The sequence below is a fragment of the Luteimonas sp. S4-F44 genome, assembly GCF_022637415.1.
Lineage (GTDB): Bacteria > Pseudomonadota > Gammaproteobacteria > Xanthomonadales > Xanthomonadaceae > Luteimonas.
This window is the reverse complement of record NZ_CP093340.1, coordinates 1,429,552-1,455,459: the sequence shown is the minus strand read 5'-3', so window position 1 is coordinate 1,455,459 and position 25,908 is coordinate 1,429,552. Positions and strand designations below refer to the sequence as shown.

Annotated in this window: 26 protein-coding genes, 4 tRNA genes and 1 other RNA gene; 11 read left to right on the top strand and 20 right to left on the bottom strand. The window is 69.7% G+C overall.

All coding sequences use genetic code 11. The features are described 5' to 3' along the window. Positions 1 to 156 precede the first annotated feature (156 nt). Complete coding sequence (locus MNO14_RS16635) at positions 157 to 285, bottom strand: hypothetical protein (RefSeq protein WP_256451829.1); 129 nt, start codon at positions 283 to 285, stop codon at positions 157 to 159. Between the two features lie 261 nt (positions 286 to 546). Between MNO14_RS16635 and MNO14_RS06650 the strand changes: the two genes are divergently transcribed. Beyond that, on the top strand, positions 547 to 1,716 hold the full coding sequence (locus MNO14_RS06650) for a zinc-dependent alcohol dehydrogenase (protein WP_241945918.1): 1,170 nt from the start codon (positions 547 to 549) through the stop codon (positions 1,714 to 1,716). A gap of 55 nt (positions 1,717 to 1,771) precedes the next feature. Here the strand turns inward: MNO14_RS06650 and ffs are convergent. The 9 genes from ffs to MNO14_RS06605 all read right to left on the bottom strand — a co-directional run bounded on the left by ffs (position 1,772) and on the right by MNO14_RS06605 (position 6,665). Continuing rightward, positions 1,772 to 1,868, bottom strand: an RNA gene (gene ffs, locus MNO14_RS06645) — signal recognition particle sRNA small type. A 95-nt stretch (positions 1,869 to 1,963) separates the two neighbouring features. Further along, positions 1,964 to 2,521: a hypothetical protein gene (locus MNO14_RS06640; protein ID WP_241945917.1), complete on the bottom strand. Its 558-nt coding sequence runs from the start codon at positions 2,519 to 2,521 to the stop codon at positions 1,964 to 1,966. Next, entirely contained in the window at positions 2,518 to 2,964 is a 447-nt protein-coding gene (locus MNO14_RS06635; protein WP_241945916.1) for a molybdenum cofactor biosynthesis protein MoaE, read from the bottom strand. The genes MNO14_RS06640 and MNO14_RS06635 overlap by 4 nt, the downstream gene beginning before the upstream one ends. 2 nt (positions 2,965 to 2,966) lie before the next feature. After that, positions 2,967 to 3,209 carry a MoaD/ThiS family protein gene (locus MNO14_RS06630; protein ID WP_047136182.1) on the bottom strand — a complete coding sequence of 81 codons (243 nt, stop codon included), beginning with the start codon at positions 3,207 to 3,209 and terminating at the stop codon, positions 2,967 to 2,969. Continuing rightward, positions 3,206 to 3,724, bottom strand: a complete 519-nt coding sequence (gene moaC, locus MNO14_RS06625) for a cyclic pyranopterin monophosphate synthase MoaC (protein ID WP_241945915.1) — start codon at positions 3,722 to 3,724, stop codon at positions 3,206 to 3,208. The genes MNO14_RS06630 and moaC overlap by 4 nt, the downstream gene beginning before the upstream one ends. 25 nt (positions 3,725 to 3,749) lie before the next feature. Further along, entirely contained in the window at positions 3,750 to 4,127 is a 378-nt protein-coding gene (locus MNO14_RS06620; RefSeq protein WP_241945914.1) for a DUF4440 domain-containing protein, read from the bottom strand. A 2-nt stretch (positions 4,128 to 4,129) separates the two neighbouring features. Further along, positions 4,130 to 5,152 carry a GTP 3',8-cyclase MoaA gene (moaA, locus tag MNO14_RS06615; protein ID WP_241945913.1) on the bottom strand — a complete coding sequence of 341 codons (1,023 nt, stop codon included), beginning with the start codon at positions 5,150 to 5,152 and terminating at the stop codon, positions 4,130 to 4,132. Next, the gene (locus MNO14_RS06610; protein WP_241945912.1) at positions 5,149 to 5,907 is read right to left on the bottom strand and encodes an MBL fold metallo-hydrolase; all 759 of its coding nucleotides are present in this window, start codon (positions 5,905 to 5,907) and stop codon (positions 5,149 to 5,151) included. Before MNO14_RS06610 ends, moaA begins: the two co-directional genes overlap by 4 nt. Beyond that, positions 5,907 to 6,665: a 3-deoxy-D-manno-octulosonic acid kinase gene (locus tag MNO14_RS06605; protein ID WP_241945911.1), complete on the bottom strand. Its 759-nt coding sequence runs from the start codon at positions 6,663 to 6,665 to the stop codon at positions 5,907 to 5,909. Before MNO14_RS06605 ends, MNO14_RS06610 begins: the two co-directional genes overlap by 1 nt. Before the next feature lie 49 nt (positions 6,666 to 6,714). On the opposite strand from MNO14_RS06605, the gene MNO14_RS06600 reads away from it, so the two are divergent. Beyond that, positions 6,715 to 7,797, top strand: a complete 1,083-nt coding sequence (locus MNO14_RS06600; RefSeq protein ID WP_241945910.1) for a glycosyltransferase family 9 protein — start codon at positions 6,715 to 6,717, stop codon at positions 7,795 to 7,797. Positions 7,798 to 7,824: 27 nt separating this feature from the next. Here the strand turns inward: MNO14_RS06600 and MNO14_RS06595 are convergent, their stop codons facing one another. Together MNO14_RS06595 and MNO14_RS06590 are read right to left on the bottom strand one after the other, a co-directional pair. Beyond that, positions 7,825 to 8,235: a DUF6165 family protein gene (locus MNO14_RS06595; protein WP_241945909.1), complete on the bottom strand. Its 411-nt coding sequence runs from the start codon at positions 8,233 to 8,235 to the stop codon at positions 7,825 to 7,827. Between the two features lie 147 nt (positions 8,236 to 8,382). After that, a tRNA-Ser gene (locus MNO14_RS06590) sits at positions 8,383 to 8,473 on the bottom strand. A 167-nt stretch (positions 8,474 to 8,640) separates the two neighbouring features. On the opposite strand from MNO14_RS06590, the gene MNO14_RS06585 reads away from it, so the two are divergent. Together MNO14_RS06585 and MNO14_RS06580 are read left to right on the top strand one after the other, a co-directional pair. Continuing rightward, positions 8,641 to 9,939: a sigma 54-interacting transcriptional regulator gene (locus tag MNO14_RS06585; protein ID WP_241945908.1), complete on the top strand. Its 1,299-nt coding sequence runs from the start codon at positions 8,641 to 8,643 to the stop codon at positions 9,937 to 9,939. Beyond that, entirely contained in the window at positions 9,936 to 10,148 is a 213-nt protein-coding gene (locus tag MNO14_RS06580; protein ID WP_241945907.1) for a hypothetical protein, read from the top strand. The genes MNO14_RS06585 and MNO14_RS06580 overlap by 4 nt, the downstream gene beginning before the upstream one ends. 27 nt (positions 10,149 to 10,175) lie before the next feature. Here the strand turns inward: MNO14_RS06580 and MNO14_RS06575 are convergent, their stop codons facing one another. Both MNO14_RS06575 and MNO14_RS06570 read right to left on the bottom strand, forming a co-directional pair. Next, on the bottom strand, positions 10,176 to 10,520 hold the full coding sequence (locus MNO14_RS06575) for a response regulator (RefSeq protein WP_241945906.1): 345 nt from the start codon (positions 10,518 to 10,520) through the stop codon (positions 10,176 to 10,178). Continuing rightward, complete coding sequence (locus MNO14_RS06570; protein WP_241945905.1) at positions 10,517 to 12,883, bottom strand: PAS domain S-box protein; 2,367 nt, start codon at positions 12,881 to 12,883, stop codon at positions 10,517 to 10,519. Before MNO14_RS06570 ends, MNO14_RS06575 begins: the two co-directional genes overlap by 4 nt. Before the next feature lie 213 nt (positions 12,884 to 13,096). Between MNO14_RS06570 and MNO14_RS06565 the strand changes: the two genes are divergently transcribed. Then, positions 13,097 to 13,801, top strand: a complete 705-nt coding sequence (locus MNO14_RS06565) for a protein phosphatase 2C domain-containing protein (protein WP_241945904.1) — start codon at positions 13,097 to 13,099, stop codon at positions 13,799 to 13,801. Positions 13,802 to 13,829: 28 nt separating this feature from the next. Here MNO14_RS06565 and dnaQ read toward each other — a convergent pair whose 3' ends face one another. Genes dnaQ through MNO14_RS06550 form a run of 3 tightly spaced genes read right to left on the bottom strand, consistent with a single transcriptional unit; the run spans position 13,830 to position 15,690 of the window. Continuing rightward, entirely contained in the window at positions 13,830 to 14,543 is a 714-nt protein-coding gene (gene dnaQ, locus MNO14_RS06560; protein WP_241945903.1) for a DNA polymerase III subunit epsilon, read from the bottom strand. A gap of 25 nt (positions 14,544 to 14,568) precedes the next feature. Next, on the bottom strand, positions 14,569 to 15,015 hold the full coding sequence (gene rnhA, locus MNO14_RS06555) for a ribonuclease HI (RefSeq protein ID WP_241945902.1): 447 nt from the start codon (positions 15,013 to 15,015) through the stop codon (positions 14,569 to 14,571). A gap of 21 nt (positions 15,016 to 15,036) precedes the next feature. After that, positions 15,037 to 15,690 carry a methyltransferase domain-containing protein gene (locus MNO14_RS06550; protein WP_241945901.1) on the bottom strand — a complete coding sequence of 218 codons (654 nt, stop codon included), beginning with the start codon at positions 15,688 to 15,690 and terminating at the stop codon, positions 15,037 to 15,039. Positions 15,691 to 15,735: 45 nt separating this feature from the next. On the opposite strand from MNO14_RS06550, the gene gloB reads away from it, so the two are divergent. Both gloB and MNO14_RS06540 read left to right on the top strand, forming a co-directional pair. After that, positions 15,736 to 16,503, top strand: coding sequence for a hydroxyacylglutathione hydrolase (gloB, locus tag MNO14_RS06545; protein ID WP_241945900.1), 768 nt, complete (start codon positions 15,736 to 15,738; stop codon positions 16,501 to 16,503). After that, positions 16,500 to 17,723, top strand: coding sequence for a lytic transglycosylase domain-containing protein (locus MNO14_RS06540; RefSeq protein WP_241945899.1), 1,224 nt, complete (start codon positions 16,500 to 16,502; stop codon positions 17,721 to 17,723). The genes gloB and MNO14_RS06540 overlap by 4 nt, the downstream gene beginning before the upstream one ends. A gap of 355 nt (positions 17,724 to 18,078) precedes the next feature. Here the strand turns inward: MNO14_RS06540 and MNO14_RS06535 are convergent, their stop codons facing one another. After that, entirely contained in the window at positions 18,079 to 20,058 is a 1,980-nt protein-coding gene (locus tag MNO14_RS06535) for a SurA N-terminal domain-containing protein (protein WP_241945898.1), read from the bottom strand. Positions 20,059 to 20,307: 249 nt separating this feature from the next. On the opposite strand from MNO14_RS06535, the gene MNO14_RS06530 reads away from it, so the two are divergent. The 4 genes from MNO14_RS06530 (at position 20,308) to MNO14_RS06515 (ending at position 21,425) form a co-directional block, all read left to right on the top strand. Next, complete coding sequence (locus MNO14_RS06530; protein WP_047136197.1) at positions 20,308 to 20,586, top strand: HU family DNA-binding protein; 279 nt, start codon at positions 20,308 to 20,310, stop codon at positions 20,584 to 20,586. Positions 20,587 to 20,606: 20 nt separating this feature from the next. Beyond that, positions 20,607 to 20,681: transfer RNA gene (locus tag MNO14_RS06525), tRNA-Val, on the top strand. A 19-nt stretch (positions 20,682 to 20,700) separates the two neighbouring features. Continuing rightward, positions 20,701 to 20,777 (top strand) — tRNA-Asp (locus tag MNO14_RS06520). Positions 20,778 to 21,348: 571 nt separating this feature from the next. Continuing rightward, a tRNA-Asp gene (locus tag MNO14_RS06515) sits at positions 21,349 to 21,425 on the top strand. A 92-nt stretch (positions 21,426 to 21,517) separates the two neighbouring features. On the opposite strand, the gene MNO14_RS06510 is transcribed toward MNO14_RS06515, so the two are convergent. After that, entirely contained in the window at positions 21,518 to 23,098 is a 1,581-nt protein-coding gene (locus tag MNO14_RS06510) for a serine hydrolase domain-containing protein (RefSeq protein ID WP_241945897.1), read from the bottom strand. Positions 23,099 to 23,101: 3 nt separating this feature from the next. Further along, on the bottom strand, positions 23,102 to 25,831 hold the full coding sequence (locus MNO14_RS06505) for a TonB-dependent receptor (RefSeq protein ID WP_343226416.1): 2,730 nt from the start codon (positions 25,829 to 25,831) through the stop codon (positions 23,102 to 23,104). Between the last annotated feature and the right edge of the window lie 77 nt (positions 25,832 to 25,908).

Here is a 25,908-nt window from a genome sequence, read left to right as displayed (position 1 = left end):
CAATCGACAAGCGATCTCCCCTTCGAACCATGCATGTGACCGCTGTTCGTCGTCGTGGGACAAGCTTTATCCGCCCGCTGCTGTGCTGATGGGCGCATCCAAGCTCCCGATGCCCCACCGAACGCCCCTCCTTGGGCGTCCGGTCACGCTCGGCGCTTACTCTTCTTCTTCGCTCTGCTCCGGACGGCCGGGCTCGCGCTGGTTGTCGTCCTGGCGCTGCTCGCGGCCGCCCTGCTGGGGGTGCTGATTCTGGCCTTCGCGCGGGTTCTGATTGCTCGGACTCATGATCGTCTCCTAGCGGCGGACATTCGCCACGGTGGCGACGCTGCGCCGCCGGGTGTTATCCGCGTGCGAGGGCGCTGCATTCATCCACTGCGTATTTTGCCGGCGTTATGAACCCGTTTGACTGCGGCTCAATGCGAGACGGTCCGATGCCCAGAACAAGGGGGGCGTTCTTGCCGGCCGTGCCGTCTGTACGCCCTGCCCGCTCACACCGCATTGCGGCAGCGCTTGGTTGCATCCGGGCTTTACCGCCAAGGAGATGCGATGAAAGCCCTGACCTATCACGGCACGCGGGACGTTCGGGTCGAGACGGTGCCCGATCCCGTTCTGCGCGAGCGCGACGACATCCTGTTGCGCGTGACCGCGACCGCGATTTGCGGTTCGGATCTGCATCTGTATCGCGGCAAGATCCCCGAGCTCCACGACGGCGACATCCTGGGCCATGAGTTCATGGGCGTGGTCGAGGACGTCGGCGCCGATGTGACCTCGGTGCGCAAGGGCGACCGGGTGGTGATCCCCTTCGTCATCGCCTGCGGCGACTGTTTCCATTGCCGGCTGTCGGAGTTCGCGTCCTGCGAAACCACCAACACCGGCCAGGGCGCGGCACTCAACCGCAAGGGCATCCGGCCGCCGGCGGCGCTGTTCGGCTACAGCCATCTGTACGGCGGCATCTCCGGCGGCCAGGCGGAGTTCGTGCGCGTGCCCAAGGCCAACGTCGGCCCGCTGGTGGTGCCGGAGGTGCTCAGCGACGAGCAGGTGCTGTTCCTGTCGGACATCCTGCCCACCGGCTACCAGGCGGTCATCGATGCGAAGGTCACCAAAGGCTCGACGGTCGCGATCTTTGGCGCGGGCCCGGTCGGGCTGATGGCGGCCGCGTGCTGCCGGATGCTGGGCGCCGAGCGCATCTTCATGGTCGATCGTTATCAGTACCGGCTCGACTTCGCGCAGGCGACCTACGGCGTGATCCCGCTGAACTTCGAGCAGATCGACGATCCGGCCGATGTGATCGTTTCGCAGACTGACGGGCGCGGCGTGGATGCGTCGATCGATGCGGTCGGCTTCGAGGCCAAGGGCAGCAAGGCCGATACCATGCTGACCGGGCTCAAGCTCGAGACCAGCAGCGGCGCTGCGATCCGGCAGTGCATCGCGGCGACGCGGCGTGCGGGCACGGTCAGCATTCCGGGCGTGTATGCGGGCTTCATCCACGCGTTCATGCTGGGCGATGCGTTCGACAAGGGCCTGACCTTCCAGATGGGCCAGACCGATGTGCAGCGCTACATGCCCGAACTGCTGACGCGTATCGGCAACGGCGATCTGCAGCCGGACGTCATCATTTCGCACCGGATGAAGCTGGATGACGCAGCGCGCGGTTACGAGATCTTCGACGGCAAGGATGAGAGCGATGCCTGCCGCAAGGTGGTGCTGACGCCCTGAGCGTGGCGTGGCGCCGGTTCTGCCGGCGCCGCTTAGGGGGCCGGACAAGGCGATGGCCCCGCCGACTGACCTCGGCGCCCGCATCGACCGATACCGTTGCTGCCTTCCGGCCCTGGCGGGATTTTCGATCTAGCGTCGCGAGGGGCCGACGGGGCCACCATGGAGACACACACCGGCAAGGCCGGCCCCGCAGCAGCGGGACGGCGATTCTAGCAGGGCGGGCGCGCTTGCGCCTATCCGCTTGGCGTCACTCGCTGCGTTCGACCACCGGCACGCCGTCGTGCTGGCGGAATCGGATCGCGTACGAGAGCCGGACCCGGGTCGGCGTTTCGGTCACCCCCGGTGCGGCGCAGGGATCGCTGCCGTCGAAGCCGTCCGGCGCGGTACACAGCGCGGCCGGCCAGTAGATCCAGGCGCGCGCAGCGGCCAGTGTGGGCGCCACAAACACCGCGCGATCGGGCACGCCGTCCGGTGTCGCGCAGCGCGCATCCGGGCGCTCGGCCGCGGCGACGACCCGCCCGTCCGTGCCGACAACGACATCCACGCAAACCTCGACCGGCGGCAGGCGCAGCGGGAGCAGGTCTGCCGGATAGTCGGGCAAGGCGGCGGGTTGTTCGAGCGTGGGATAGACGAAGCGCTGGTGACGGCCAAGCGCCATCCGGTTGCTGTCGCCGTCGGGTGCAAGCAGGGCCGCGCCGACTTCGCCGCGTGCAGGCGGCGCGGGTGCCGGTTCGGGCGGTACCGGTGCGCTGGTGCACGCGGCCAGCAACACCGCGAGCGTGCCGACCGCGGCGCTCCGACTCATCGCGGCGCCCCACCCTCCGCCGGCTCGGGATGCAACCAGGTGGCATCGCCGTCGGCGTAGCGCTCGTGCTTCCAGATCGGCACGCGGTCTTTGATCTCGTCGATGATGTAGCGGCAGGCATCGAACGCGGCGCCGCGGTGCGGGGCGGACACCCCCACCCACACCGCCATGTCGCCGATCGCCAGGTCGCCGATGCGATGCACGCAGACGGCCGCGCACAGCGCGAAGCGTTCGCGGGCCTCGGCGATCACCTTCGCGCCTTCGGCCTGCGCCAGTTCGACGTAGGACTCGTAGCGCAGGCCGAGTACCGGGCGGCCGTCGTTGTGGTCGCGCACCCAGCCCTCGAAGCTGGCGAAGGCGCCGGCGCGGTCGTGTTGCAGGCGCGCGCGCAGCGGCGCCAGGTCGAGTGGCGCGTCGGCCAGCCAGAAGTCGCGCTTGTCCATCTTCAGCCTCCGCTGACCGGGGGAATGAAGGCGATCTCGCTGTCGCCGCGGACCGCATCGTCCCAGCGCGCGAACGCGCCGTCGACCGCGACTCGCAGGCGCTCGGCCGGCAGCGCGAAACCGTGCTGGGCGCGCACTTCGGCGTAGAGCGCGCGCAGGTCGGGCGCGGTGGTCTGCCAGGTTTCCTCGCTGCGGCCGGCGGCGTCGCGCAGGCTGGCGAAGTACAGCAGTCGGACGTCGGTCATGGCGTGGCGCCTCCTTCGATGGTGCCGACGTCGCGCTTGCCGCCGCGCTTGCCGACCAGCTTCGCCGGTCCGAGCACGATGGCGTGCGAGAGCGCCTTGCACATGTCGTAGACGGTCAGCGCGGCGACGGTGGCGCCGGTCAGCGCTTCCATCTCCACGCCGGTGCGGTGGGTGGTCTTGACGGTGCAATCGATGCGCAGTTCGCGCTCGCCGTTCCAGTCGATCGCGATCCGCACGCCGTCGATCGGCAGCGGATGGCAGAACGGGATCAGCTCAAAGGTGCGCTTGACCGCCATCGTGCCGGCGACGATCGCAGTATCGACGATCCCGCCCTTGGCACTGCGCAGACCACTGGCGCGCAGTTGCGCAGCGACCGGCGCCGGGAAGCGGACGCGGCATTCGGCGCTGGCGACGCGGGCGGTCACGGTCTTGGCCGAGACGTCGACCATCGTCGGCCGGCCATCGGGATCGATATGGGTCAGCGCAGGGGACGACTGAGATTTCGTGCGGGCCATGGTGCCTGCGTGGTGACTGCGGACCTCAGATGGTACCGGCCCCCGTGTCCGGCGTCCCCTGATGGAAGACCATCCGCCAGGCACCCTCGGCGTCGCGGCGCCACCACGAGGCGCGCAGCGAGCGCCGCACATCGGTGCCATCGCGGCGCGTGATGCAGTACGCCACACGGGCCACGTCGTCGGTCACCGCGTGGATGCGCATTGGTCCGGCCTCGAGCACGGGGCCGACCTGTTCAGGCAGCCGGTCGAGGACGTCCCCCTTGCCGAACACCGCGCCCGAGGCGCCGATCTCGGTGAAGTCGTCAGCGATCAGGGCGTCGAGACGCGCGCGATCGGCGCGCACGGCCGGATCGAGCAGCGCGCGCTCCAGCGATTCGAGCAGTGCGGCGACGTCGGAGGTCACGCTCAACCGCCGACCAGGAACATCTCGACATGCCGGCGCGGCGCGCGGGTGCTGCCGCGCAGTTCGCTGTAGCGGTCGGCACGGCGCGACCACAGGTCGCCGAGCCGCGACGCGAAGGCAGCCTCGCCCTCGGCCAGCCAGCCGCGCAGCGGCTGCCCCTGGCCGGAGAACAGGCAGGTGTAGAGGCTGCCGTCGGCCGAGACGCGGGCGCGGTGGCAGTCGCCGCAGAACGGCGCGGTCACCGAACTGATGAAGCCGATCTCGCCGGCGCCATCGGCATAGGCATGGCGCTCGGCCACCTCGCCGCGGTAGTCGGCATCGAGCGCGCGCAGCGGCCAGCGGGCGGCAATGCGCGCATGCAGCTCGCGCGAGGGCACCACCCGCGCGCGGTCCCAGCCATTGCAGGTGCCCACGTCCATGTATTCGATGAAGCGCAGGACGTGGCCGGTGCCGCGGAAGTGCGCGGCCATGCGTTCGACTTCGTGGTCGTTGACGCCGCGCTGGACGACGCAGTTGAACTTGATCGACGAAAAGCCCGCGCGCTCGGCCGCCGCCACGCCGTCGAGCACCGCCGCGATGTCGCCGCGCCCGCCCGACAGCTGATGGAACAACTCAGGATCCAACGCATCGAGGCTGATCGTCAGCCGCCGCAGGCCGGCATCACGGAGCGCCTGCGCCTGGCGCGCGAGCAGCGCGCCGTTGGTGGTCATCGCCAGGTCGTCGATGCCGGGGATCTTGGCCAGCCGCGCGATCAGCGTGGGCAGGTGCTTGCGCAGCAGCGGCTCGCCGCCGGTGATGCGCAGCTTGCGCATGCCCAGCCGCGCGAAGCCGCGCACCAGGGTCTCGATTTCGTCGAACGACAGCCGTCCGGCCTGGTCGAAACCGTAGTCGTCGGGCACGCGGTCGGCCGGCATGCAGTAGCCGCAGCGGAAGTTGCAGGCCTCGATCACCGACAACCGCAGGTCGTGCAGCGGGCGGCCGAGCCGGTCCAGCGGGGCCTGGGGCAGTTGCGGCAAGGCGCTCATGCGCCGACATCCTGCACTGGCGCCGGTGCACGCAGTGCGAACCGCTCGCCCGGACGGGCCACGCGATGGCCGCGTGCGCGCAGCGCCTCGCCATCGGCGTCGGAGGCGTAGTGATAGAGCACGCAACGCGCGAGCAGCGCCGGTGGGTACTCGCGCTCGAGATCGTCGACGCCGCTATGCGAAGGATTGCCGTGCAGGCCGCAGTCGTGGGCGATCAGCTCGTCGCGGTCGGCATACCGGGCCAGCATCTCGGGAATGGGCCGGGTGTCGCCGCTCCAGACCAGGCTGCGGGGCAGGCGCAGGCCGTAGGCGGTCTCCGGCCAGTGGTGGCGCACCGGGAACACCTCCAGGCGCACGCCGTCGTGCCAGAACGCATCGCCGACCGGGATCAGCCGGAACGCGTCCCAGAAGTTCGCGCCGCCTTCGGCGAGCACGTTGGGATAGTCGCCCACGCGCCGATGCAACAGCGGCACCACCGGCGCCGGCACGTACAGCGGCATCACGCCGCGGCGTGCGGGGTCGAAGTAGCGGTCGACGAAAAGGCGCTCGAAGCCGCCGACGTGGTCGAGGTGCACATGGGTGACGAACAGCGCGCGCGGCGCCTCACCATAGCGCTCCAGATGCGCGGTCAGGCCCTCGTTGCCGCAGTCGATCGTCAGCCACGGCGCGCCATCGCGCTCGATCGTCGCCATAGGCGAGCCCAGCGCCACCGCCGAGGCGTTGCCGACCCCCAGAAACCGCAGCGCCCAGTCCATCAGATGCCCCGGCTCCAGAGCACGTCATAGGAGCGGCGCAGGCGTGCGAAGTCCGCCGCCACCGCGTCCTCGCTGCGCGCGCCGCGCAGTTTCTGCAGCGAGCGCTCCAGGCGCGCGAGATTGCCCGCGCGCCAGCGGGTCTCGGGAATGCGCAGGCGGCCGCGGTCGAGGTCGATCAACCAGCCCTTGCCCAGGCCGTCGAACAGAATGTTGTGGGCATTGAGGTCGGCGTGGTCCAGCCCGGCGCGGTGGAAACGCGCGATCAGGCGGCCGGTCTGCTCCCACGGGGCGTCTTCCGGCGATTGCGCGACCAGGTCGGCCAGCGACCGCACGTCCACCAGCCGCTCCATCAGGATCCAGGCGCGGTAGGCTAGCCCGCGCCGCAAATAGCTCGCGGCGATGGGCTGAGGCACCGGCAGGTCGCGGCGCATCAGCTCGCGCAGCAGCCGGAACTCGACGAAGCTGCGCACGCGCGGCCCGCCGCGCCACAGGTGCAGATCGTGGTTGACGCGGCCGACCAGCCCGCCGCGCAGGTACTGCCGCAGCACGCAGGGGCCGTGCGAGGCGTCGATGAACCATGCGCCGCCGCGCCCGCTGCCCGAGACCCGCTGCGCGCGATCGCCCCACAGCGCCGGATCGAACCAGCGGGGGTCGGCTTGCCGCAGTTGCGTGCCGTCGAACAAAATGGCGCCGTACTCGCCCGTGCGACCGTCCGCCGGAATCGGCGTCAGGCTCTCGCTGGGGTCGAATCTGTTCATCCAGCGAGTCTATCAAGCCTTGGCCCCTGCCCCGACCGTCGTTTCCCCCGTGCCCGCCGGCCAGGCGCCTGCTTTCAGGCCCCGTTCGGTGTGTCTGCTGCGCCTGTCGGCGCTCGGCGATGTGACCCATGTGCTGCCGTTGATCGCCACGTTGCGCCGGGCCTGGCACGATGTGGCGCTGAGTTGGGTCATCGGCAAGGGCGAGCATCGCTTGCTCGAGGGCCTGCCCGGCGTCGATTTCGTCGTCTACGACAAGAAGAGCGGGCTGGCCGGCATGCGCGCGATGCGGCGCGAATTGCGAGCGCGGCTGGGCGATGCACGCCGGTTCGACGCGCTGCTGCAGATGCAGGTCGCCGCGCGCGCCAACCTACTCTCTGGCTTCGTGCCCGCGCGCCGGCGGGTGGGCTATGACCGCGCCCGGTCCAAGGACCTGCACGGCCTGTTCGTCAACGAGCGCATTCCCGACCGGCCGGGCATCCACGTGCTCGACGCGATCGGCAGCTTTTGCGAGCCACTCGGGCTGCGCCAGGACACCGTGACCTGGGACATGCCGGTGCCCGACGACGCGCACGCCTGGGCGCGGGCGCAGTGGGACGACGACGGCCGGCCGGTGCTGATGATCTCGCCGTGCTCGAGCCACGTGCGCCGCAACTGGTATCCCGATCGCCATGCCGCGCTGGCCGACCATGCCGCGGATGCCGGCTGGCGGGTGGTGCTGTGCGGCGGGCGCAGCGCGCTCGAGCGCAGTACCGCCGATGCGATCCTCGCCGCGATGCGGCACGAGGCGCTGGACCTGGTCGGCAAGGACACGCTCAAGCAGTTGCCGGCCCTGCTGGCGCGCGCGCAGTTGCTGGTCACGCCCGATTCGGGGCCGATGCACATCGCCAATGCCATGGGCACCAAGGTGCTGGGCCTGCACGCGGCCAGCAATCCGGTGCGCAGCGGCCCGTATTCGGATCGCCGGTTCTGCGTGGACCGCTACGACGACGCTGCGCGCCGCTTCCTCGGCAAGCCGGCGGCTGCGCTCAAGTGGGGCACCAAGATCGAGTTCGACGATGTCATGGCGTTGGTGACCGTCGAGGACGCGATCAAAGCGTTCGAGCGCCGGCGCGCCGACCTCGGGCAGGCCTGAGCGCCGGCCGCGACGGCGCAGATGCGGTCAGGGCGCGCTGTCGCCCGTGCGGTAATCGGCGTAGGACTTTTCTTCGACATAGGCCGAGCCCAGTGCAAGGTTGATCGCCTTCTTGATCCGCGCACGCTCGTCGTTCTGGATGTAGACGCTGCGCGCCAGCCGCACGAAATCGGCGTCGAACGCCTGGGCCTTCTCCTTGAGCCGGATCTCGTCCTCGATGTCCCACAGCCGCTCGTTGACTGCCTTGAGGTCGGCGCGCAGGCGCGCAATGTCGTGCCCGGCGCCGGGATGCGCCATCCAGGTCTGCTCGAGCGCGGTCAGCTCACGGCGCACATTGGCGAGCTTGGCGGCATCGGTCATGCGCTCGGACTTGATCTGCAGGATCGAGATCTTGTCGAGCAGTTCGCCAAAGGACACGGGCACGGAAATCTCGGACATGGGGACTGCCGGAACGAACGGGCCGGCCAGTGTACCGCTGCTGCGGATGGGCCAACGGCAGGCGATGCCCCCACCCAGCCCTCCCCCGCGTGCGGCAAGGGCCGCAACGAAAAAGGGCTGCGTCGAGGACGCAGCCCTTGTCGATTCTGGCGGAGAGGGGGGGATTCGAACCCCCGAGGCGCTATAAACGCCTGCCTGATTTCGAGTCAGGTACATTCAACCACTCTGCCACCTCTCCGGTGGTCCCGGGCCTGCGCGCAGAACCCGGGGGCGCAATCATACGGGGGCGGTGGGCAGCCGACAAGCCGCCGCTGTTGGGCCGGCGCCAAGTGTCGCCCGGATGCCTGCACACCTCATTGACCGCCCGCTGACTACAGTCGGCATTTTCCAGTACGGACCCCTGCCATGCCGCAACCCACCGTGCTGATCCTCGACGACGACGGCACGTTTTCCCGGGCCGCTGGCCAACTCGCGTTCGCCGCAGGGCTGCGCGTCCAACTGGCCGAGACGCTCTGCGAGGCGCGCGGTTATCTTTCCCGCGCGCGCGCCGACCTGATGCTGCTGGACCTGCAGTTACCGGACGGCTCGGGCCTCGATCTGCTCGACGACATCGACTTGGCCGAGCATGGCCAGATCGCGATCGTCACGGGCCGGCCGACGGTGGAGTCGGCCGCCCGCGCGGTCGCCTCGCCGGTGATCGAATATCTGGTCAAGCCCTTGGATCCGGCGCAACTGCGACGGTTGATGGAGCGCGTCGTCGCGCGTTATCAGCCGCCGCCCTCATCCGAGGTGCCGGGCGCGATCAGCGACATCGCGGGCAACTCGCCGCAGATCCGCCGGGTCGTGGACCAGGTGCTGCGCATCGGGGCCACCGACGCGCCGGTACTGGTGTGGGGCGAGCGTGGCACGGGCAAGACGCTCGTCGCGCGTGCCCTGCACACCGCCAGCGGGCGACAGGGACCGCTGGTGACGGTGGACTGCGGTGCGACCGACCCCGACCAGCTCGCCGCCGAGCTGTTCGACAAGGCAGGCGGTCTGGGCGATGCCTTTGTGCGCGCGCGCGGCGGCACCTTGCTGCTGACCGACCTCACGGCGGTCCCGATGGCGTTGCAGGCCCGGCTGCTCCGGGTGCTCGAAGCCGGCCCTGAATTGGCCAGTCCACAGACGCGGTTGATCGTCAGCACCGATCGCGATCCGCACGAGGCGATGCGCGACGGCACGCTGCGCGACGATCTCTATCACGTGCTGGCGCCGCTGCCGCTGCCGCCGCTGCGCGACCGCGGCGAGGACGCGACGGTGCTCGCCCAGGTGTTTCTCGACAAGCTCAACGCGCACTACAGCCGCAGCAAACGGCTGGCCGCCGGGGCCGAGTCCACCCTGCTGCGCCATGATTGGCCGGGCAACGTGCGCGAGTTGCGCAGTGCGGTGCAGCGCGCCTACCTGCTGCAGCAGGACGACGACCTGTACATCCGCCCCACCCTGCCCAGCGAAACCGTGCTCAAGGAGTCGGAGACCTCAATCATGTTCTCGGTCGGCACGACCCTGGCCGAGCTTGAGCGGCGCGCGCTGCTCAAGACGCTGGCACATTTCAACAACGACAAGACCGCCACAGCCCGTGCGCTCGGCATCAGCGTGCGCACCGTCCACAACCAGTTGGCGCGCCTGGCCGGGCAGGATGCGGACGCGCGCAAGGCTGCCCCGTGAGCGCGGCCCTACTCGAGCCGGAAAAGATCGATCCCGAATGGCTGCACGCGCTGCGCAATGCCGCCAACGGTGCGACGATCGCCGCGGCCGCGGTGCGCAGCGCGCTGGAGGCGGGCGACCCGGCGCGCGCGTCCCAGTTCCTCGACGAGGCCGACGCGGCGTGCCGACGCCTGCGCACGCTGCTGACCCCGCCCGCACGCAGCGCCTGAGACCACGTCACACGCGCGCCGCAACGCTCAGAGGCCCAACTGCTGAAGCGCCTGGTCGAGGTCCACCGGCTTGAGGCAATGCGCGGCCCCGGCGAATTCGCTCGGCAGCATGGTCCGGTCGTAACCGGAGGCGAACACGAACGGAATCCCCGCGCGCTGCAGGCGTTGCGCCAGCGGGTAGCTCTTCTCGCCGTCGAGGTTGACGTCGAGGATGGCCGCATCGAAGTCGGGCTCGGGCTCAAGCAGCGCCAGCGCCGCGCCGAGCGTGGCCACCGGGCCGACGACCGCGCACCCGCGCGCGCACAGGCCGTCGTGCAAGTGCATCGCCAGCATGTACTCGTCTTCGACCACCAGGATCCGCAGCGCCGTCATGCCGCGCGCTCCCGCAGCACCGCGCGCGTGCCGTCGAGCGGAACATCGATGCGGCACAGGATGCCGTCCGCCAGCAGGCTGTGGGTCGTCCGCGCGCCGAGCTGGTAGGGCAACGCGTGCTCGATCAACTCGCGTCCGTAGCCGGCAACGCTGTCGGTGGCTGCCATGCCGGCCACCCCATGTTCATGCCAGGTCAGCCGCAGCTCGGTCGCCTGCTGCGCCTCGCCCGGCACGATCTCCCAGCGGATCTCCAACTGCCCGCCCGCGTCCGACAGCGCGCCGTGTTTGAAGGTATTGGTCGTGAGTTCGTGCAATGCGAGGGCAAGCGTCTGCACCACACGCGAGCGCAACGGCACCCCTGCCGGCCCGTCGAGCGTGACCCGGGCATCATCCTCACCCACGCCGTGGGCCTCGAGCTCCTGGCGCAGCAGTGCATCGAACGTGACCCGGTCCCGGGCGGCGCCCTGCGACAGCAGCCCCTGGACCCGCCCCAGCGCATCGAGCCGGGCGCGAAACCGGCTCGCGAACGAGGCCAGGTCGGGGCTGCCCTGCAGCGTGCGGCGCGCCAGCGACTGCACCACCGCGATCAGGTTGCGGGTGCGGTGTTGCAGCTCGGCGACAAGCGTTTCGAGCAGCACGGCGTGCTCGCGCTCGGCGGTGATGTCGCGGCCGATGCCCGCGATCCGCTGCACGCGGCCGGCATCGTCGAACAACGGGAAGGCGGTGTTGCGCACCCAGATCGCCCGGCCGTCACTGGGGCGCTGCACGCGGAACTCGAAGTCGGCGCGGCCGCCGTGACGCACCTTGCGCATCCGCGCGCGCACGTCGGCCAGATCGTCGGCATGCACCGTCGTCATCCACAGCCCCGGATCGCGGATGGCAGCCTCGCACGCGACGCCGTAGATCGCCTCGAATGCCGGGCTCAGATACTCGAGCGCCAGCGTGTCGGCGTTGCGGATCCACAGCACATCGGACGAGGCGTCGCTGAACTGCCGGAACCGCGCTTCGCTTTCGCGCAGCGACAGTTCGGCCTGGCGCCGGCCGGTGATGTCCACGCTGACCGCCAGGCTGCCGACGATCTCGCCGTCGGCATCGCGCCACGGCACCACCGACAGCCGCAGCCAGTGTGGCTCGCCATCGACGACGATGCGCTTTTCCACGGTGTTCGCCACGCCCTCCTCCAGGACGCGCTGCAGCAACGCGGCGCTTTCGGGCCTGTCCTCGGGATGCGTGAGCTCCTCGATCCGTTTGCCGACCAGCGCTTCGCGCGGGGCGCCCACGGTCCGGCAGTACTGTTCGTTGACGTAGACCAGCCGCGAGTCGCGATCGGCGATCGCCACGCCAATACCCGCCTGCTCGACGACCGCACGATAGCGCTGCTCGCTGGACGTCAGCGCGATCTCGGCAGCAGCCCGTTCGGAGGCAGCGCCCGCGCGCTCGCCGACTTCACGCAGCAGGTTCAGCTCCGCGGTGGACCAGTGCCGCGGCGTGCGTGCAGCCGCGACGAACAACGATGCGCCCTGTTGCCCACGCCCGGCGCGCACGCTCATCACGAGCGCGGCGACCTCCTGCATCCGCAGCGCCGAGCGCGAGGCCGCATCGAACGCGGTATCGCGTTCGACGTCGTGGCTCACCACATCGCCGTGTTCGGCCACCCAGTCGGGCAGACGCAGCGCCGGTGCGCGGGGATCGCGGCTCCAGCCTTCGCGCACGCGCAGGCCGCCCACCGGATCGTCAGTCGCCAGCCCCACATGATCGAGGCCGAGATGCTCGCCGATCCTGCGCGAGGCCACGCGCAGGATCTCGGCCGGTACAGACAGACTGCGCAGTTCGTCGCCCAGCGCCAGCAGAAAGGCCTCATGCCGGCCCGCCTCGCGCGCGGCAGCCAGCATCGACTCGCGGGTCAACTCGCGAATGATCGCCAGCATGCCGACCGACCGGCCCTGCTCGTCGCGCAGCGGCGAGTAGTCCGCGTCGAACAGCACACGCTCGGGTACGCCGTTGCGCATGAGCTCCAGCGGGTGGCCCCGCAGTTGCAGCGAGCGCCCGGCCAGGGTCTCGGCCAGGATGTGGTCCACGAAGGCCTCCGCCTCCGGCCAGGCCTCGATCAGAGGCAGGCCGAGCTGACGGGGATGGCGGGTGCCGGCCACATCGCGATGGGCATCGTTGTAGAACAGCAGTCCGCTCGGGCCCCAGGCGATCGCCATCGGTGCCGGCGAGTCGAGCATGGTCGCGACCGCTTGGCGCAGCGCCGCGGGCCAGCGCTCAATGCTCCCGATCGGCGTCGACCGCCAGTCGAATGCGCGGATGCGCGCCGCCATCTCGCCATCATTCCAGTGCCACGGGCCATCGGGTGCTTGCATTGCGGGGTCGGGGACAGACAAGGCCCTCACGATACGGCAGCCGGCTGCACCCGCAAGCCCGCCTACATGGCATCGGTACAGGTGCCGGCCTATGCTGGCAGGCCGACCGGCGCCACAATGCCCCATGCGCGTCCCTACCCCGCCTCCCAGCCTTGCCGCCCGAGCCCCTGCCCGCCCCGGTCCGCGCCCGGCCCGCCGGCGCGGAGACCCTGCATGATCGAATTCGGACACCTGACCCACGCCGGCCTGCGCCGCGAGCTCAACGAAGACACGTACTACGGCGACAGCGAGCTCGGGCTCTGGCTGGTCGCCGACGGCATGGGCGGGCACGAGTACGGCGAGGTCGCCAGCGCGCTGGCCCGCGAGGCGATCGTGCGCGAGATCCGCCAGGGGCGCTCACTGCCCCAGGCGATCCGGTTGGCGGACGAGGAGATTATCCGCGCGTCGCGGCGGCGCAACGACACCCTGCCGATGGGCACCACCGTGGTCGCGGCGCGCATCACCGGCAGCCGCTTCGAGGTCGCCTGGGTCGGCGACAGCCGGGTGTATCTGTGGCGCGACGGCCAGCTGGCACAGTTGTCGCAGGATCACAGCTACGTGCAGGCGCTGATTGCCCAGGGCGCGCTGAGCGTGGACCAGGCGCGGACCCATCCGCAGCGCAATGTGGTCACCCAGGCACTGGGGGTCACCGACCCGCAGGCGCTCAATGTCGAAACGCTGGCCGGCGAACTCGCGCCCGGTAACCAGTTGCTGCTGTGCAGCGACGGGTTGACCGAGGAAGTCGACGACCGGGCGATCGCGCAAGTGCTGGCGCATGCCGAATGCAGCGCGCAGGAATGCGTCGACGGCCTGGTGGCCGCCGCGCTCGACGGCGGCGGCTCGGACAACATCACCGCGATCCTGATCCGCTGCCACTGAGCGGCGCGGCCGACCCCCGGTCGCAGCCTTAGACGGCCTCGGCCACGGCAGGCGCGTCCCACAGGCACTGGCCGGCCTTGCGGCGGATCGCCTCCACCCGCGCCGCATGCAGCGCGAGGTCGGCCTCGGGCACCGTCAGCGCCGGCCGCACGCCCGTGGGCTGCACCGTGGTCACCTGCACCGTGGCCCGGGTCTCGACCGGCGCCGCGAAGCCGATTTCGTGCTGGCCCGCGGTCAGCGCCAGGTAGACCTCGGCCAGTAGTTGCGCATCGAGCAGTGCGCCGTGGAGCTGGCGATGGGTGTTGTCCACGCCCAGCCGCTTGCACAGTGCATCGAGCGAGTTGCGCTGGCCCGGATAGCGCTGGCGCGCGAGTAGCAGGGAGTCCTCGACTGTCACCCGGCTGCGGATATCGCCGTAGTGCGGCCCCAGTCGGGACAGTTCGTAGTCCAAAAAGCCGATGTCGAACGCGGCGTTGTGGATGACCAGTTCGGCGCCGTCGATGAAGGCCAGGAAGGCGTCGGCGATCGCCTCGAACGGCGGCTTGTCGGCCAGGAACTCCAGGCTCAGGCCGGTGACCTCAGCCGCGCCCTGCTCGAAATCCACATCGGGCCGGATGTACTGGTGGTAGGTGCGGCCGGTCGGGCGGCGCTCGACCAGTTCCACGCAGCCGATCTCGACGACCCGGTTGCCCTTCTTCCATTCCAGGCCCGTGGTCTCGGTGTCGAGCACGATCTGTCGCATCGGTCGGAATTCCTCTTGTCGTCGGTCAGGCGATCGCGGCGCGCTGGGCGCGCGCGGCGGCGGTGGCGAGCGCGTCAGCGCGCTCGTTCTCCGGATGGCCGGCGTGGCCCTTCACCCAGTGCCAGGCGATCTCGTGGCGCTGGCAGGCCTGCTGCAGGCGCTGCCACAGGTCCTGATTCTTGACCGCGCCGCCGCCGGCGGTCTTCCAGCCGCGCCGCACCCAGTTGGCCAGCCATTCGGTGATGCCCTGGCGCACGTATTGCGAATCGGTATGCAGGTCGACCCGGCAGGGCTCGGTCAGCGCCTCGAGCGCGGCGATGGCGGCCATCAGCTCCATGCGATTGTTGGTGGTCTGCGGCTCACCGCCGCTCAGTTCGCGCTCGGTGCCGCGGTAGCGCAACAGCGCGCCCCAGCCGCCGGGGCCGGGATTTCCGAGGCAGGCGCCATCGGTGTAGATCTCGATCGACTTCATCAATGTCCTGTTGCGGAAGGGTCAGGCGGCCGGCGCGGCGGCCGGCAGGGCCAGCGTGCGCGGCTGGCGGACCGGGGTCAGCGGCAGATGCCGCTTCTGGCAACGCATCGCATAGGCGGCGCGAAAGCCCGGCCCGTGTTGGGGGGTCGGCGCCGCCACCGGCCGCCAGCTCGGGCCGACGCCGCGCGAGACGGCATCGGGCGCCAGTCCCGCTTCGCGCAGGCGCCGGCGCCAGGCCAGCGGCTCGGCACTGGCAATGCCACTGCCGCGCCAGCGCCAGCGATAGGGTGTGAGCGGGTTGAGCAGCAGCAGCCACAGGTAGCCGCCCGGGGCGAGTACGCGTGCGGCCTCTTCGAGCAGGCCGCGATCCTCGCCATGCGGGCCGACCACGTGCTGCAGCAGCACCGCGCCGAAAGCCTCGCTGGGCAGCGGCAACGGCCAGGCGCAGCGCACCGGGCCGTGCAGGCTGCGGCCGCCACGCACCAGACACAGGCCGCGCCCGTCAATCTCGATCTCGGGCGCGACCGGGGTCAGCCACAGCCAGGGCAGCCCGGGATGCCCGCCCAGTGCCTCGGCCACCAGGGCGTGTTCGCTGTCGAGCACCGCGCGTCCGGCCGGGGTCTGGAACCAGTCGCCGACGCTGCCGGGTTGACCGGATGGAGAAATCGCGGGCATGGTCCGCATTGTAAGGCCTTCGGCCGTCACCGCCCCTCCCGACCGATGCGACTGCAGGCGCTGCGTGCGTTCGAGGACAACTACATCTGGACGCTGGCGGCCGACGATGGCGCCGCGGTGGTCGTGGACCCGGGCGACGCCGAGCCGGTGCTGGCGGCTGCGGATCAAGGCCTGCGCCCGGCGCTGGTGCTGCTGACCCATCACCACGACGACCACATCGGCGGCGTCCCCGCCCTGCGCGAGCGCTGGCCGTCGCTGGACATCGTCGCGCCGGATGACGCTCGCATCCCGCTGGCGACCCACCGGATCGGCGACGGCGACCGGCTTGAAATCGGCCCCTGGGCCTTCGACGTGCTGGCGGTGCCGGGCCATACCCGCAGCCATATCGCCTTCGTCGGCCACGGCCATCTGTTCTGCGGCGACACGCTGTTCAGCCTCGGCTGTGGGCGAATGTTCGAAGGTAGCGCGGTCCAGATGCTGGCCTCACTCGACCGCCTGGCGGCCCTGCCCGCCGATACGCTGGTCTGTTGCGGCCATGAATACACCCGGTCCAACGCGGCATTCGCCCGTGTTGTCGATCCGGACAACGCGGCGCTGCGACGCCGCGAACAGGAGATCGTCTCGATGCGCAGTGCCCACCGGCCCACGCTTCCCGTTCCCCTGCAGGCGGAGCTCGTCTGCAATCCGTTCCTGCGCGTCGACGCCCCGGCCGTCCGGGCCGCGGCCAGCGCGCATGCCGGCCTCGCCCCGGGCGCCGGGCGCGCCGACGTGTTCGCCGCGCTGCGGCACTGGAAGGACGGTTTCCGCGCATGAGGCGGGGCCCTCGTCTCCGGCTAGCGGCGGGCCTGCTGGCCGCCGCGGTCTCGACGCTGTGCCAGGCCGGCAACGCGCCCGCGCCCACTCCCGCCCAGCCGCCGTCCGCCGCCCCCGCCGGTGCCCTGCCGCACCTCGCACCGCCCGCCGCCTCCCACGCCCCGACGCCGGCCCCGGCGGCGACCCGCACCGGCCGGGAGATCTACCTGCGCTTCCGCGACGGGCTGGCCGAGCAGGACTGCAGCGACGATGCCAGCGAACGCTGGCGCTCGCATTTCGCGCATGTCCCGCGCCAGTTGGTCTCGCGCAACACCGATGTGCTACCGCTGTTCGGCTACGTGGTCGATGCGGTGCGCGAGGCGCACCTGCCGACCGAGTACGCGCTGATTCCGTTCGTCGAGAGCGGCTACCGGCCCGGCGCCCGCAGCGCGGCGGGACCGGCCGGGCTGTGGCAGTTCATCGCGGTCACCGCACGCAATCACAAAATCCCGATCCGCGCCGGCTACGACGGCCGGCTCTCGCCCGCCGACTCCACGCGCGCGGCGGTGCGCTACCTCAAGACCCTGCACGGCATGTTTGCCGGCGACTGGCGGCTGGCGGTGATGGCCTACAACGCCGGCGAGTATCGTGTTTTCGGCGCGCTCGAGCGTGCCGGCCAAGTCGCGGCCAATGCCGATCCGCAGGCGTTGCCGATGCCCGCGCTCACCCAGGCCTACGTGCGCAAGCTCCATGCGCTGTCGTGCCTGATCAAGGAAGCCGAGACGCGCGAGGACTGGATGGCCGCGCTCGATCGCGAGGTGCCGATCCTGCAGGCGATCACCGTGCCCGACGGCATCCGCGACCTCGACGGGCTCGCATCGCGGCACGAGACTGATGCCGCCCAGCTCAAGCGACTCAACCCGGCGCACACCGATGGCCGGATCGCGCGCATCGGACAGCCGACCCAGGTCCTGGTACCGCAGGCCGCGGCGACACCGCCGGTATTCCTGGCCGAAGCGCCGCCGGAATTCGAACCATTGCCGCCGGCCGGAGGTGCGTCACACGCCGCTCCGACGCGCAGCGCCGCGCCATCGGTGCATACGGTGACGCGCGGCGAGTCGATCTGGTCGATCGCGCGCCGTTACGGCGTCAGCAGTCAGGAACTGCTCCGCCGCAACGGCCTCGATCCCCGCAGCGTCCTGCGTCCGGGGATGGAACTGCACATCGGCGAGGCGCACTAGGCGCCAACGCGCGCGGCCGGCCCTCAGGTCGGCCGGCTCCGATGCGCGCAGGTGTGCGCACACCCCCGACATCGATGCGCGAACGCGCGCGGCTTACGCGCGCGAGGCATGCCGCGAGACGCGGCGCGCAGTGCAATGCGCCCATCTTTAGGCAACTGCGGCGCAGTCCATTTCGGCTCCAGGCGTCCGCCTGCCCGCCGGATGCCGCTCTGCTCGCGGCGATGCAGCACCGTGATGCGCAGGCGCACCTGCCTGCGCCTGCGACGCGGACAACACAACGCCCGGCATCGCCGGGCGTTGTGTTGGATCGCGGAGGCCTCGGCGGCGCACGCGCCGCCGGACCCAAAGGGCGGCGTCAGAGCCGCTCTTCGTTGACCGTGATCTTCATCTGCCGGCGCAGGGCCCGCTGCAGCACATCGGCATCCTCGTTGCCGAGCAATGCGCCGAGCTGCTGCTTCAGCATCGCCTGCTGCTCCGGCGGCGCCTGGGTCGGATCGCCCGGCACCACGCGCTCGACGACGAACACCACCGCACTGCCGTCGGGCCGCAGCGTGCGGCCGGGCGCGGTCTTGCCCTCGGCGGGCGGCATCGTCTGGAAGTAGGCCGTATTCGATGCCGGGTCGGGGACCGGCGCGCCGCGCGGGATGCCCGGCACCGACTGCGGCTCCAGCCCGTGTGCCTGCGCGACCGCCTGCAAGGTCTTGCCGGCCTTCAGCTCTGCGACCATCGCATCGGCGGCCTGTTCGGCCTGCTGGCGCATGCGATCGGCACGGACTTCGGCATTCACGCGGTCGCGAACCTCGTCCAGTGTCTGCGCGCGCTCGGGGGTATGCGCGGTCACGCGGATGAAGACCGTGTGGTTGGGCGCGATCTCGATCGGGTCGCTGACCGTGCCGTCCTGGGTCAGCGCCTCGGAGAACGCGGCCTGCTCCACCGCCCGGTTCGCGGCGATGCCGGTACCGGCGCCGCGCGCGAACGGCGCGATCGTGCGCACCTCGAGCTGCCCCGCGGCCGCGGCCTGCTCGAGCGACATCGGATGGCGATTGATCTCGTCGACGATCCGACCGATCTGCTCGTTGTAGGCACGCGCGCCTTCGCCGTCACGGACTTCGCGCTCCATCTCTTCGCGCACGTCCTCGAACGCGACCGGCTTGCCAGCCTCGATCTCGCGCAGCTGCAGCACATGCCAACCGAAGTCGGTCTTCACCGGCTGGCTGACCGCGCCGGCCTGCATGCCGAACAGCGTGTCCTCGAACGGGCCGGTCATCATGCCCTTCTCGACCCAGCCCAGATCACCGCCGTTGTCGCGCGAGCCCGGGTCGTCGGAATGCGCACGTGCCAGCGCGGCGAAGTCGGCGCCCGGCTGGGCTGCCTGCGCGGCGAGGTCCGCGGCTTCCTTCTGCGCCGCCTGCTGCGCGGCCACATCGGCATTGGCCGGCACTTCGATCAGGATATGCGAGGCCAGGCGGCGCTCGGTGGCCGCAAACCGCGACTTGACCTGCTCGAAATGCGCACGCGCCTCGGCTTCGTCGACGTCGCCGGCACCGGCCTGCGGTTGGGCGAGGACTTCGATGTACTCCAGCGCGACCTTCTCCGGCTCGCGGTAGCGGCTGGCGTTCTTCTCGAACCACGCTTGCAGATCCGCATCGGCGACCGGCGCCTCATCGGCCGCCGGCGGCGGCACGACGACGAAGGCGACGTCGCGGCGCTCGTCCAGCAGACGCATCATGCGTTCGGCTTCCGACGGGGTGACGAATGCCGATTCTGCGATCGCCTGCGGCACCAGCGCGCGCTGCAGGTCGAGGCGGATCGACGCCTGGAACTCGGCCGGGGTGCGCGGCGGCTGTCCGGACTGCAGGGTCATCTGGTAGCGCTGCGCATCGAAACGGCCGTCGACCTGGAATGCAGGGATCGACGCAATGATCTCGCGCACCTGCGCATCGCCGACGACGATGTCGGCGCGCTCGGCGGCCAGCCCCAGCACCGCGCGGTCGATCAACTGCTCGAGCACTTCGCGCTTGCTGTCCAGCGTCTCGAATGCGCGCGCATCGAAATTCTCGCCTTCGGCCTGACGGCGCTGCTCGCGGACCGAGTCGAACGTCTGGCGGAACTCCTCGGGCGTGACTTCGGTCGAAGTCCATACCAGCTTGCGCACCAGCCACATGTCGGGTGCCGAACGCCACCAGGTCGGCGGCGCCTCGACCTTGGCCGCATACTCGGCATTGTTTTGGAACAGGTAGTGCTCCATCCCGAAGAACGCGAACGGCACCGCCAACAACGCAACGATGGCGATGGCGATCCAACCACTGGTCTTTTCTCGAAGCGCTTGCAGCATGAGTCGGGGCACAGGATGGGCGAGCCGGGCAGTTTACCCGCAAGCAAGGACCCGCGCAGGACTGGGCTCCCGCCGGACCTTCGACGGTCCCGTCGGGCAGCCATTCAGGCCCGGACCCGCAAGGTCGTAATCGACCGGGGGATCGCGTACCATGCGCGTCCGACCGGCGCCGCCCGGCCGGCGGCGCCGTGCATGCCGGCTCAGCGTCCAGACGCTCAACGTCTAATAATTAAAAAGAGGAATTCACTGATGGCCCTTAGCAAGAACGATGTCCTGGCTTCCGTCGCCGAGAAGGCGGGCCTGTCCCGCGCCGACGCTGGCCGTGCGGTCGACGCGCTGCTCGACACCATCACCGAAGCGCTGAAGAACGGCGACGCGGTGAACTTCGTCGGCTTCGGTTCGTTCGTCGCCCGTCCGCGCGCCGCGCGCACCGGCTTGAACCCGCAGACCAAGGAAACGATCCAGATCCCCGCGTCGACCGTCCCGGCATTCAAGGCTGGCAAGGCGCTCAAGGATGCGGTAAAGTAAGCGGCTAGGCTGTTCCGCATGGGTGCTTAGCTCAGCGGTAGAGCGTCTCCCTTACAAGGAGAGGGTCGGGGGTTCGAAACCCTCAGCACCCACCAAGCAACAGGTTTCCAATGTGGAGCGGTAGTTCAGCTGGTTAGAATGCTGGCCTGTCACGCCGGAGGTCGCGGGTTCGAGTCCCGTCCGCTCCGCCACTGGTTGAAGAAAAACCCCGCCTTGGCGGGGTTTTTTTTGCGTGTTTGGTTTGTGGTGCGGGTATGGCGCGATGTTGAAGATGGGCGTCGAATCCGACTTCGCGCGCCCTGCCCCCACCCAACCCTCCCCCGCATGCGGGGGAGGGCTTTCGCGATCTCGATCAGAGGACGCGAGTGTCGAATAGCGCAAACACACCTCCCCCGCTTGCGGGCGGAGGCCGACGCCGGAGGCGTCGGGTGGGGGCGTGGGCTTTTGGCGCCGTGGCAGATTCAAGACTTGCACTCGCCTGACGTCACTCTCGATGCGCGTGCCGGTGCAGCGACCACGCTACCGCGGCGACCTCGACACACGGATCGACGATCCACATATGCAGTGACATCGCTCATCGCACACCCTGTTCGACGCAGCGGACTGTCGACGCATCACGCGGCCACGCACATCGATCGACGCAGATCATGTGCCTTGCAGACGCCCCGATTCGGGCCGCGCACGCATCGACGCAGACACGATGAAAAAAAGATTGCGCACCCCCTTCCCAAGCGCGCGGATTCGCGTAGAATCTCGCGGCTCGGAGCGGTAGTTCAGCTGGTTAGAATGCTGGCCTGTCACGCCGGAGGTCGCGGGTTCGAGTCCCGTCCGCTCCGCCAGTGTTACGAAAAACCCCTGCAGCAATGCAGGGGTTTTTTCGTTCTGGTCCATGCATGCGCTCGTCGCCTGCAACGGCGATGTCGCGTATCGCTCAATCGCAGTCGCCGACGCGCGCCAGCGCCAGGTCTTCGAAGTCGTAGCTGAAGTCCGCGTCCGGGTTGACCTTGGCCATCTGCAGTGAGACCGTGCGGCCGTCCTCCGGCGTCGGCCGCAACCAGGCATCGACGTCGACATCGGGCGCGCGCCAGCGCACCTGGAACCCGCCATCGACCGCGACGACGTCGCCATCGAGTTTCGGCGAACGCATCGATATCCAGCGCAGACCACCGTCGCGCGGACACAGCGCGACGTCGCCGAACCACGGATCGCGGTAGCGCCCGGCAAGCACGGCGGCGGCTGCCGGCGCGACGGCGACCGCATCGTCGGTTTCCGGCTGCGCTGCTTGGTCCGCCGCGCCCCGCTCCGCCTCCAGCCGGCCGGCATAGTCGTCGATGTCGTGCGCGCCGCCGTCGGTGGCCACGAACTGTTTGACCAGCGCCTGAGTCAGCACGGTACGCGCCTCGTCGGCATCGCCGTTGATCAGCACCACGATGCCGACGCGCTGCTCGGGCAGCAGCACCAGCGAGGACACCATGCCCGACAGCGTGCCGGTGTGCGACACCTTCGCGGTGCCGTCGACATCGGTCAGCCGCCAGCCGTAGCCATAGGCCGAGAAATGGCTGCGATCCCAGGCCCGCATGCGTGCGGTCAGCGGCATCGGCATGTGCGCGGTCCAGGCGGCCTCACGCTGCGCGGCCGACAGCCAGGGTCGGCCCGGCGCGCCGACCTCGGGATCGAGCCAGGCCTGCGCCCAACGCAGCATGTCGTCCAGGCCGCAGCGCAGGCCGCCGGCCGCCATCATTGGTTCGTCGGGAATCGTCGCGTCGTCGCCGCGCACGACGGTATTGCGGCCCTCGACGCGGGCATGCGGCTGGGCGACGTTGCCGACCGCATCGCGCTGCCAGGCGCCGGCCTGACACCGGGTCATGCCGAGCGGTTCGAAGACCTCGCGGCGCACCAACGTGTCGTACGGAGCGCCGCCGGCCGCGGCCGCGACTTCACCGGCGACGATATAGAGCGTGTTGTCGTAGGCGTAGCGCGCGCGGAAACTCCAGCGCGGCCGCAGGTGACGCAACCCCTCGATCACCTGCGCGCGGGTGAAGGCATTCGGCGACGGCCACAGCATCAGGTCGCCGGCACCCGGGCCCAGGCCGCTGTTGTGGATCAGCAGGTCGCGGACCTGGAGCTCGCGCGTGACCCAGTCGTCGTACATACGGAAACCCGGCAGATACCGCACCACCGGGTCGTCCCAGCGCAGCCGCCCGGCATCGACCAGCCGTGCGAGCACGGCGGCCGTCATCGCCTTGCTGTTGGAGGCGATCTTGAACAGCGTTTCGGCATCGACGGCCTCGCCCTCGCCCGCACGCAGCTCGCCGCGCGTGTGCCGCAGCACGACCTCACCATCGACGACCACGCCGACCGCGATGCCGGGCAGCGCGTAACGCTCGGCCGCAGCGTCGACCAGCGCCGCCAGGTGCGCAGGCGCGATGGGATCGGCGGAAGCGGCGGCGACTGTGGGCAGGCCGGCGACCAGCCCGCCCACCAGCGCCCAGGCCAGGCGAGCGGCGCGCATGTCTTAGAAGTCGAAGGTGATGTTGGCGAACACCTGGCGACCGATCGCGCTGTAGACACTGGCGAAGTACGGCCACGCGGTGTGCGAATCGTCGCGCGGTGGCATCTCGTCGAGCAGGTTCAGCACGCTCACGCCGAGCGTCACGTTGTCGGTGATCGCATGCGACACATCGGCGTTCCAGATCACGTAGGCCGAGGTCCTGCCCGGAATCGCGGTGCCGTTGTAGTTCGGACGGCTGCCGTAACGGTAGCCGTAGAGACTCGCGTTCCAGTCCGCATTCGACCAGGCTGCGCGCCAGTTTGCGCGACTGCGCTGGCTGTTGTACTCGACCGTGCTGCGCACATCGCGCGGCGCCTCGTCGCCGAACTGCGCGACCTCGAATTCGAGCACGTGGGTATAACCGGCCTGCAGGTTCAGATCGCCCCATCCGCCAAGATCGAGCCCGTAGCGGAGCGACGCATCGAGCCCTTCGGTGCGCATCAGCGCGGCATTGATCGGATAGGTCGCAAAGCGTGTGATATGGCCGTCCGGGTTGAGGTCGGAGACCACGCGCTCCACCGCGCCGGCATAGAACTGGCACGACTGCGACCCGGTGTCGACAGGGTTGCCGTTGCGGTCCCGGCCGAGCCGGCAGTTGGCCTCCTGCTCCAGGTAGTAGCTGTTGGACAGTGCCTGCACCCGCCCTTCGAGTTCGATGCGATACCAGTCGACACTGAGTGACAGATTCGGCAGCGCGTCCCAGACCACCCCCAACGTCGTGGATTTGCCCTTCTCCTCCTCAAGCAACGGATTGGAGGATTGGGTCATGTAGGTCTGGTAGTTGTATGCGGACGTGCACTCGGGTGTTTCGGGCGCGATGCCGTTGAGCCGACACAGGTATTCGTCGTCCACAAAGGGATTGGAGCCGGTGGTGCCGGCATAGACCCAGAGCAGATCGGGGGCGCGGAAGCTCGTTGCGTGCGCGCCGCGCAGCAGCAGCGTCTTGAAGGGACGCCACTCCAGGCCGGCTTGCCAAGTGATGGCGTCGTCGACCGAGGTGATGTCGTCGTACTTGTCGTAACGACCGGCGAGCGTGGCCTCCAATCGCGAGAAGACCGGCACGCGGAGTTCGAGGCCGGCCGCGTAGCGGTTGCGCGGTCCGCCGCCTGGCGTGCTGGTCAGATTGTAGACACGGTCCGGACCGGTGTAGTCGACCGTGGTGCGCGGGTCGGGCGTGAGCGAATACGACTGCTTCGCCGCTTCGACAACGGCCGCCATCTGCAGCGGGCCGGCGGGCAGATCGAACAGCGGGCCACTGAAGACAAATTGGGCCTGATCGGACTTGGACACGCCGCTGCTGACCACGGTGGTGGTGAGCTGGTCGTACAGCGCGGCCGAGCCGGGCGCGAACAGCCGGTCGGTGTAGAACTCGCGGATCTCGGTGCCGTCGGCGGTGTGGCCGAGCACCGGCCCCATGTAATGATCGCGCACCGCGCGGGTCAGGAAGCGGGGACGCGTGGTGGTGATCTCGAAGCGCGACGAGGTGACACTGGCATCCCAATCGAAGCGGCCATCGCCGAGGGTGCCGCGCAGGCCGGCGTTGATGGACCAGGCGCGCTCGTCGTATTCGATGTACTTGGTGCCACCGACTTCGTCGGGCAGGAAGATGCGTTGCGCAGTCACCAGGCCACGCGTCGGGTCCTGCACGGTGAACGGCCCTTCGCCGATGTAATAGTGCGTCTGGCTCGAGCTCTTGTCGTTGGAATCGCTGCCCAGCAGTTGCACGTAGCCGGTCAGCGTGCCACTGAAATCGAAGCTGCCCGACAGGTAGCCGGACGTCTTGCCGTAGGCGTTCTGGATCGAACGCGCGTTGTAGTAGTCGAGTGCACCGCAGCGATTGGGCACGGCGACGCTCGATGCTGAATGGAAAGGCACGAAGTCCGGGTTGGTCGCCTCGCAGGCCTCCAGCATCGCCTGATAGGACGGCGACAACGCGCCCCCGTCGTCCCGCCACAGATAGTTCTGCCCGGCCCGGAAGTACACACCGCTGATCGATGCCGTCGGACGCTCGGGGTTCGTGCGGTACTGCGGATGCGCCAGATAGGTCAGATCGCGCTGCGAGGCGACGATCTCCTCGCGGTCCAGCCGCTCGAGTGCATAGGTCAGGCTCCAGCGATCACCGGTCCGCCCACCGGTCCACTGGAACAGCCCAGTATCGCCACCGCCCCCGGACGTGGTGCCGCCGCGCAGGCGGATGGTGTCGCCGCTGAAGTTCTCCTTGGTGATGATGTTGACCACGCCGGCGACCGCATCGGAACCGTAGATCGCCGACGCGCCACCGCTCATGACTTCGATGCGCTCGATCGCCGCGGCGGGAATGCTGCCCAGGCTCACCGCGGTGCCGTTGGAGCCGTAGGGTTGCGGATAGTCGGCCAGGCGCTGACCGTTGAGCAGGATCAGCTGGTAGCCGGGGCCCAGGCCGCGCAGGTTCATGAACTGGCCGTTGGGCGCATTGCCGGTCTGATCGGATTCGTTGAGCGTGTTGCCGGTGAACTGGGTCAATGTGCCCAGCGACTCCCAGACCGTGCTGAAGCCCTGCTTCTGGATGTCCTCGGCAGTGATCACCGTAACCGGCGACGGACCTTCGATTTCGGTCCGGGCAATGCGCGAACCGGTGACCTGCACCTGGTCGAGGGTGTTGACGCGGGCGTCGGTGGACTGCGCCGCGGCTGGCATCGCGATGGCCGCGAACAACGCGACGGCGAGCGGACAGCGGCTCGAGCGGAGGTGTCTGGACGATACGGGCATGCGGCGTTCCCCTGGCGATGGCA

Excerpts from the sequence above, each read along its gene's own strand:
- MNO14_RS16635 (WP_256451829.1), bottom strand. The coding sequence starts at position 285 with ATGAGTCCGAGCAATCAGAACCCGCGCGAAGGCCAGAATCAGCACCCC.
- MNO14_RS06650 (WP_241945918.1), top strand. The coding sequence starts at position 547 with ATGAAAGCCCTGACCTATCACGGCACGCGGGACGTTCGGGTCGAGACG.
- MNO14_RS06640 (WP_241945917.1), bottom strand. The coding sequence starts at position 2,521 with ATGAGTCGGAGCGCCGCGGTCGGCACGCTCGCGGTGTTGCTGGCCGCG.
- MNO14_RS06635 (WP_241945916.1), bottom strand. The coding sequence starts at position 2,964 with ATGGACAAGCGCGACTTCTGGCTGGCCGACGCGCCACTCGACCTGGCG.
- MNO14_RS06630 (WP_047136182.1), bottom strand. The coding sequence starts at position 3,209 with ATGACCGACGTCCGACTGCTGTACTTCGCCAGCCTGCGCGACGCCGCC.
- moaC (WP_241945915.1), bottom strand. The coding sequence starts at position 3,724 with ATGGCCCGCACGAAATCTCAGTCGTCCCCTGCGCTGACCCATATCGAT.
- moaA (WP_241945913.1), bottom strand. The coding sequence starts at position 5,152 with ATGAGCGCCTTGCCGCAACTGCCCCAGGCCCCGCTGGACCGGCTCGGC.
- MNO14_RS06610 (WP_241945912.1), bottom strand. The coding sequence starts at position 5,907 with ATGGACTGGGCGCTGCGGTTTCTGGGGGTCGGCAACGCCTCGGCGGTG.
- MNO14_RS06605 (WP_241945911.1), bottom strand. The coding sequence starts at position 6,665 with ATGAACAGATTCGACCCCAGCGAGAGCCTGACGCCGATTCCGGCGGAC.
- MNO14_RS06595 (WP_241945909.1), bottom strand. The coding sequence starts at position 8,235 with ATGTCCGAGATTTCCGTGCCCGTGTCCTTTGGCGAACTGCTCGACAAG.
- MNO14_RS06585 (WP_241945908.1), top strand. The coding sequence starts at position 8,641 with ATGCCGCAACCCACCGTGCTGATCCTCGACGACGACGGCACGTTTTCC.
- MNO14_RS06575 (WP_241945906.1), bottom strand. The coding sequence starts at position 10,520 with ATGACGGCGCTGCGGATCCTGGTGGTCGAAGACGAGTACATGCTGGCG.
- MNO14_RS06570 (WP_241945905.1), bottom strand. The coding sequence starts at position 12,883 with ATGCAAGCACCCGATGGCCCGTGGCACTGGAATGATGGCGAGATGGCG.
- MNO14_RS06565 (WP_241945904.1), top strand. The coding sequence starts at position 13,097 with ATGATCGAATTCGGACACCTGACCCACGCCGGCCTGCGCCGCGAGCTC.
- dnaQ (WP_241945903.1), bottom strand. The coding sequence starts at position 14,543 with ATGCGACAGATCGTGCTCGACACCGAGACCACGGGCCTGGAATGGAAG.
- rnhA (WP_241945902.1), bottom strand. The coding sequence starts at position 15,015 with ATGAAGTCGATCGAGATCTACACCGATGGCGCCTGCCTCGGAAATCCC.
- MNO14_RS06550 (WP_241945901.1), bottom strand. The coding sequence starts at position 15,690 with ATGCCCGCGATTTCTCCATCCGGTCAACCCGGCAGCGTCGGCGACTGG.
- gloB (WP_241945900.1), top strand. The coding sequence starts at position 15,736 with ATGCGACTGCAGGCGCTGCGTGCGTTCGAGGACAACTACATCTGGACG.
- MNO14_RS06540 (WP_241945899.1), top strand. The coding sequence starts at position 16,500 with ATGAGGCGGGGCCCTCGTCTCCGGCTAGCGGCGGGCCTGCTGGCCGCC.
- MNO14_RS06535 (WP_241945898.1), bottom strand. The coding sequence starts at position 20,058 with ATGCTGCAAGCGCTTCGAGAAAAGACCAGTGGTTGGATCGCCATCGCC.
- MNO14_RS06530 (WP_047136197.1), top strand. The coding sequence starts at position 20,308 with ATGGCCCTTAGCAAGAACGATGTCCTGGCTTCCGTCGCCGAGAAGGCG.
- MNO14_RS06510 (WP_241945897.1), bottom strand. The coding sequence starts at position 23,098 with ATGCGCGCCGCTCGCCTGGCCTGGGCGCTGGTGGGCGGGCTGGTCGCC.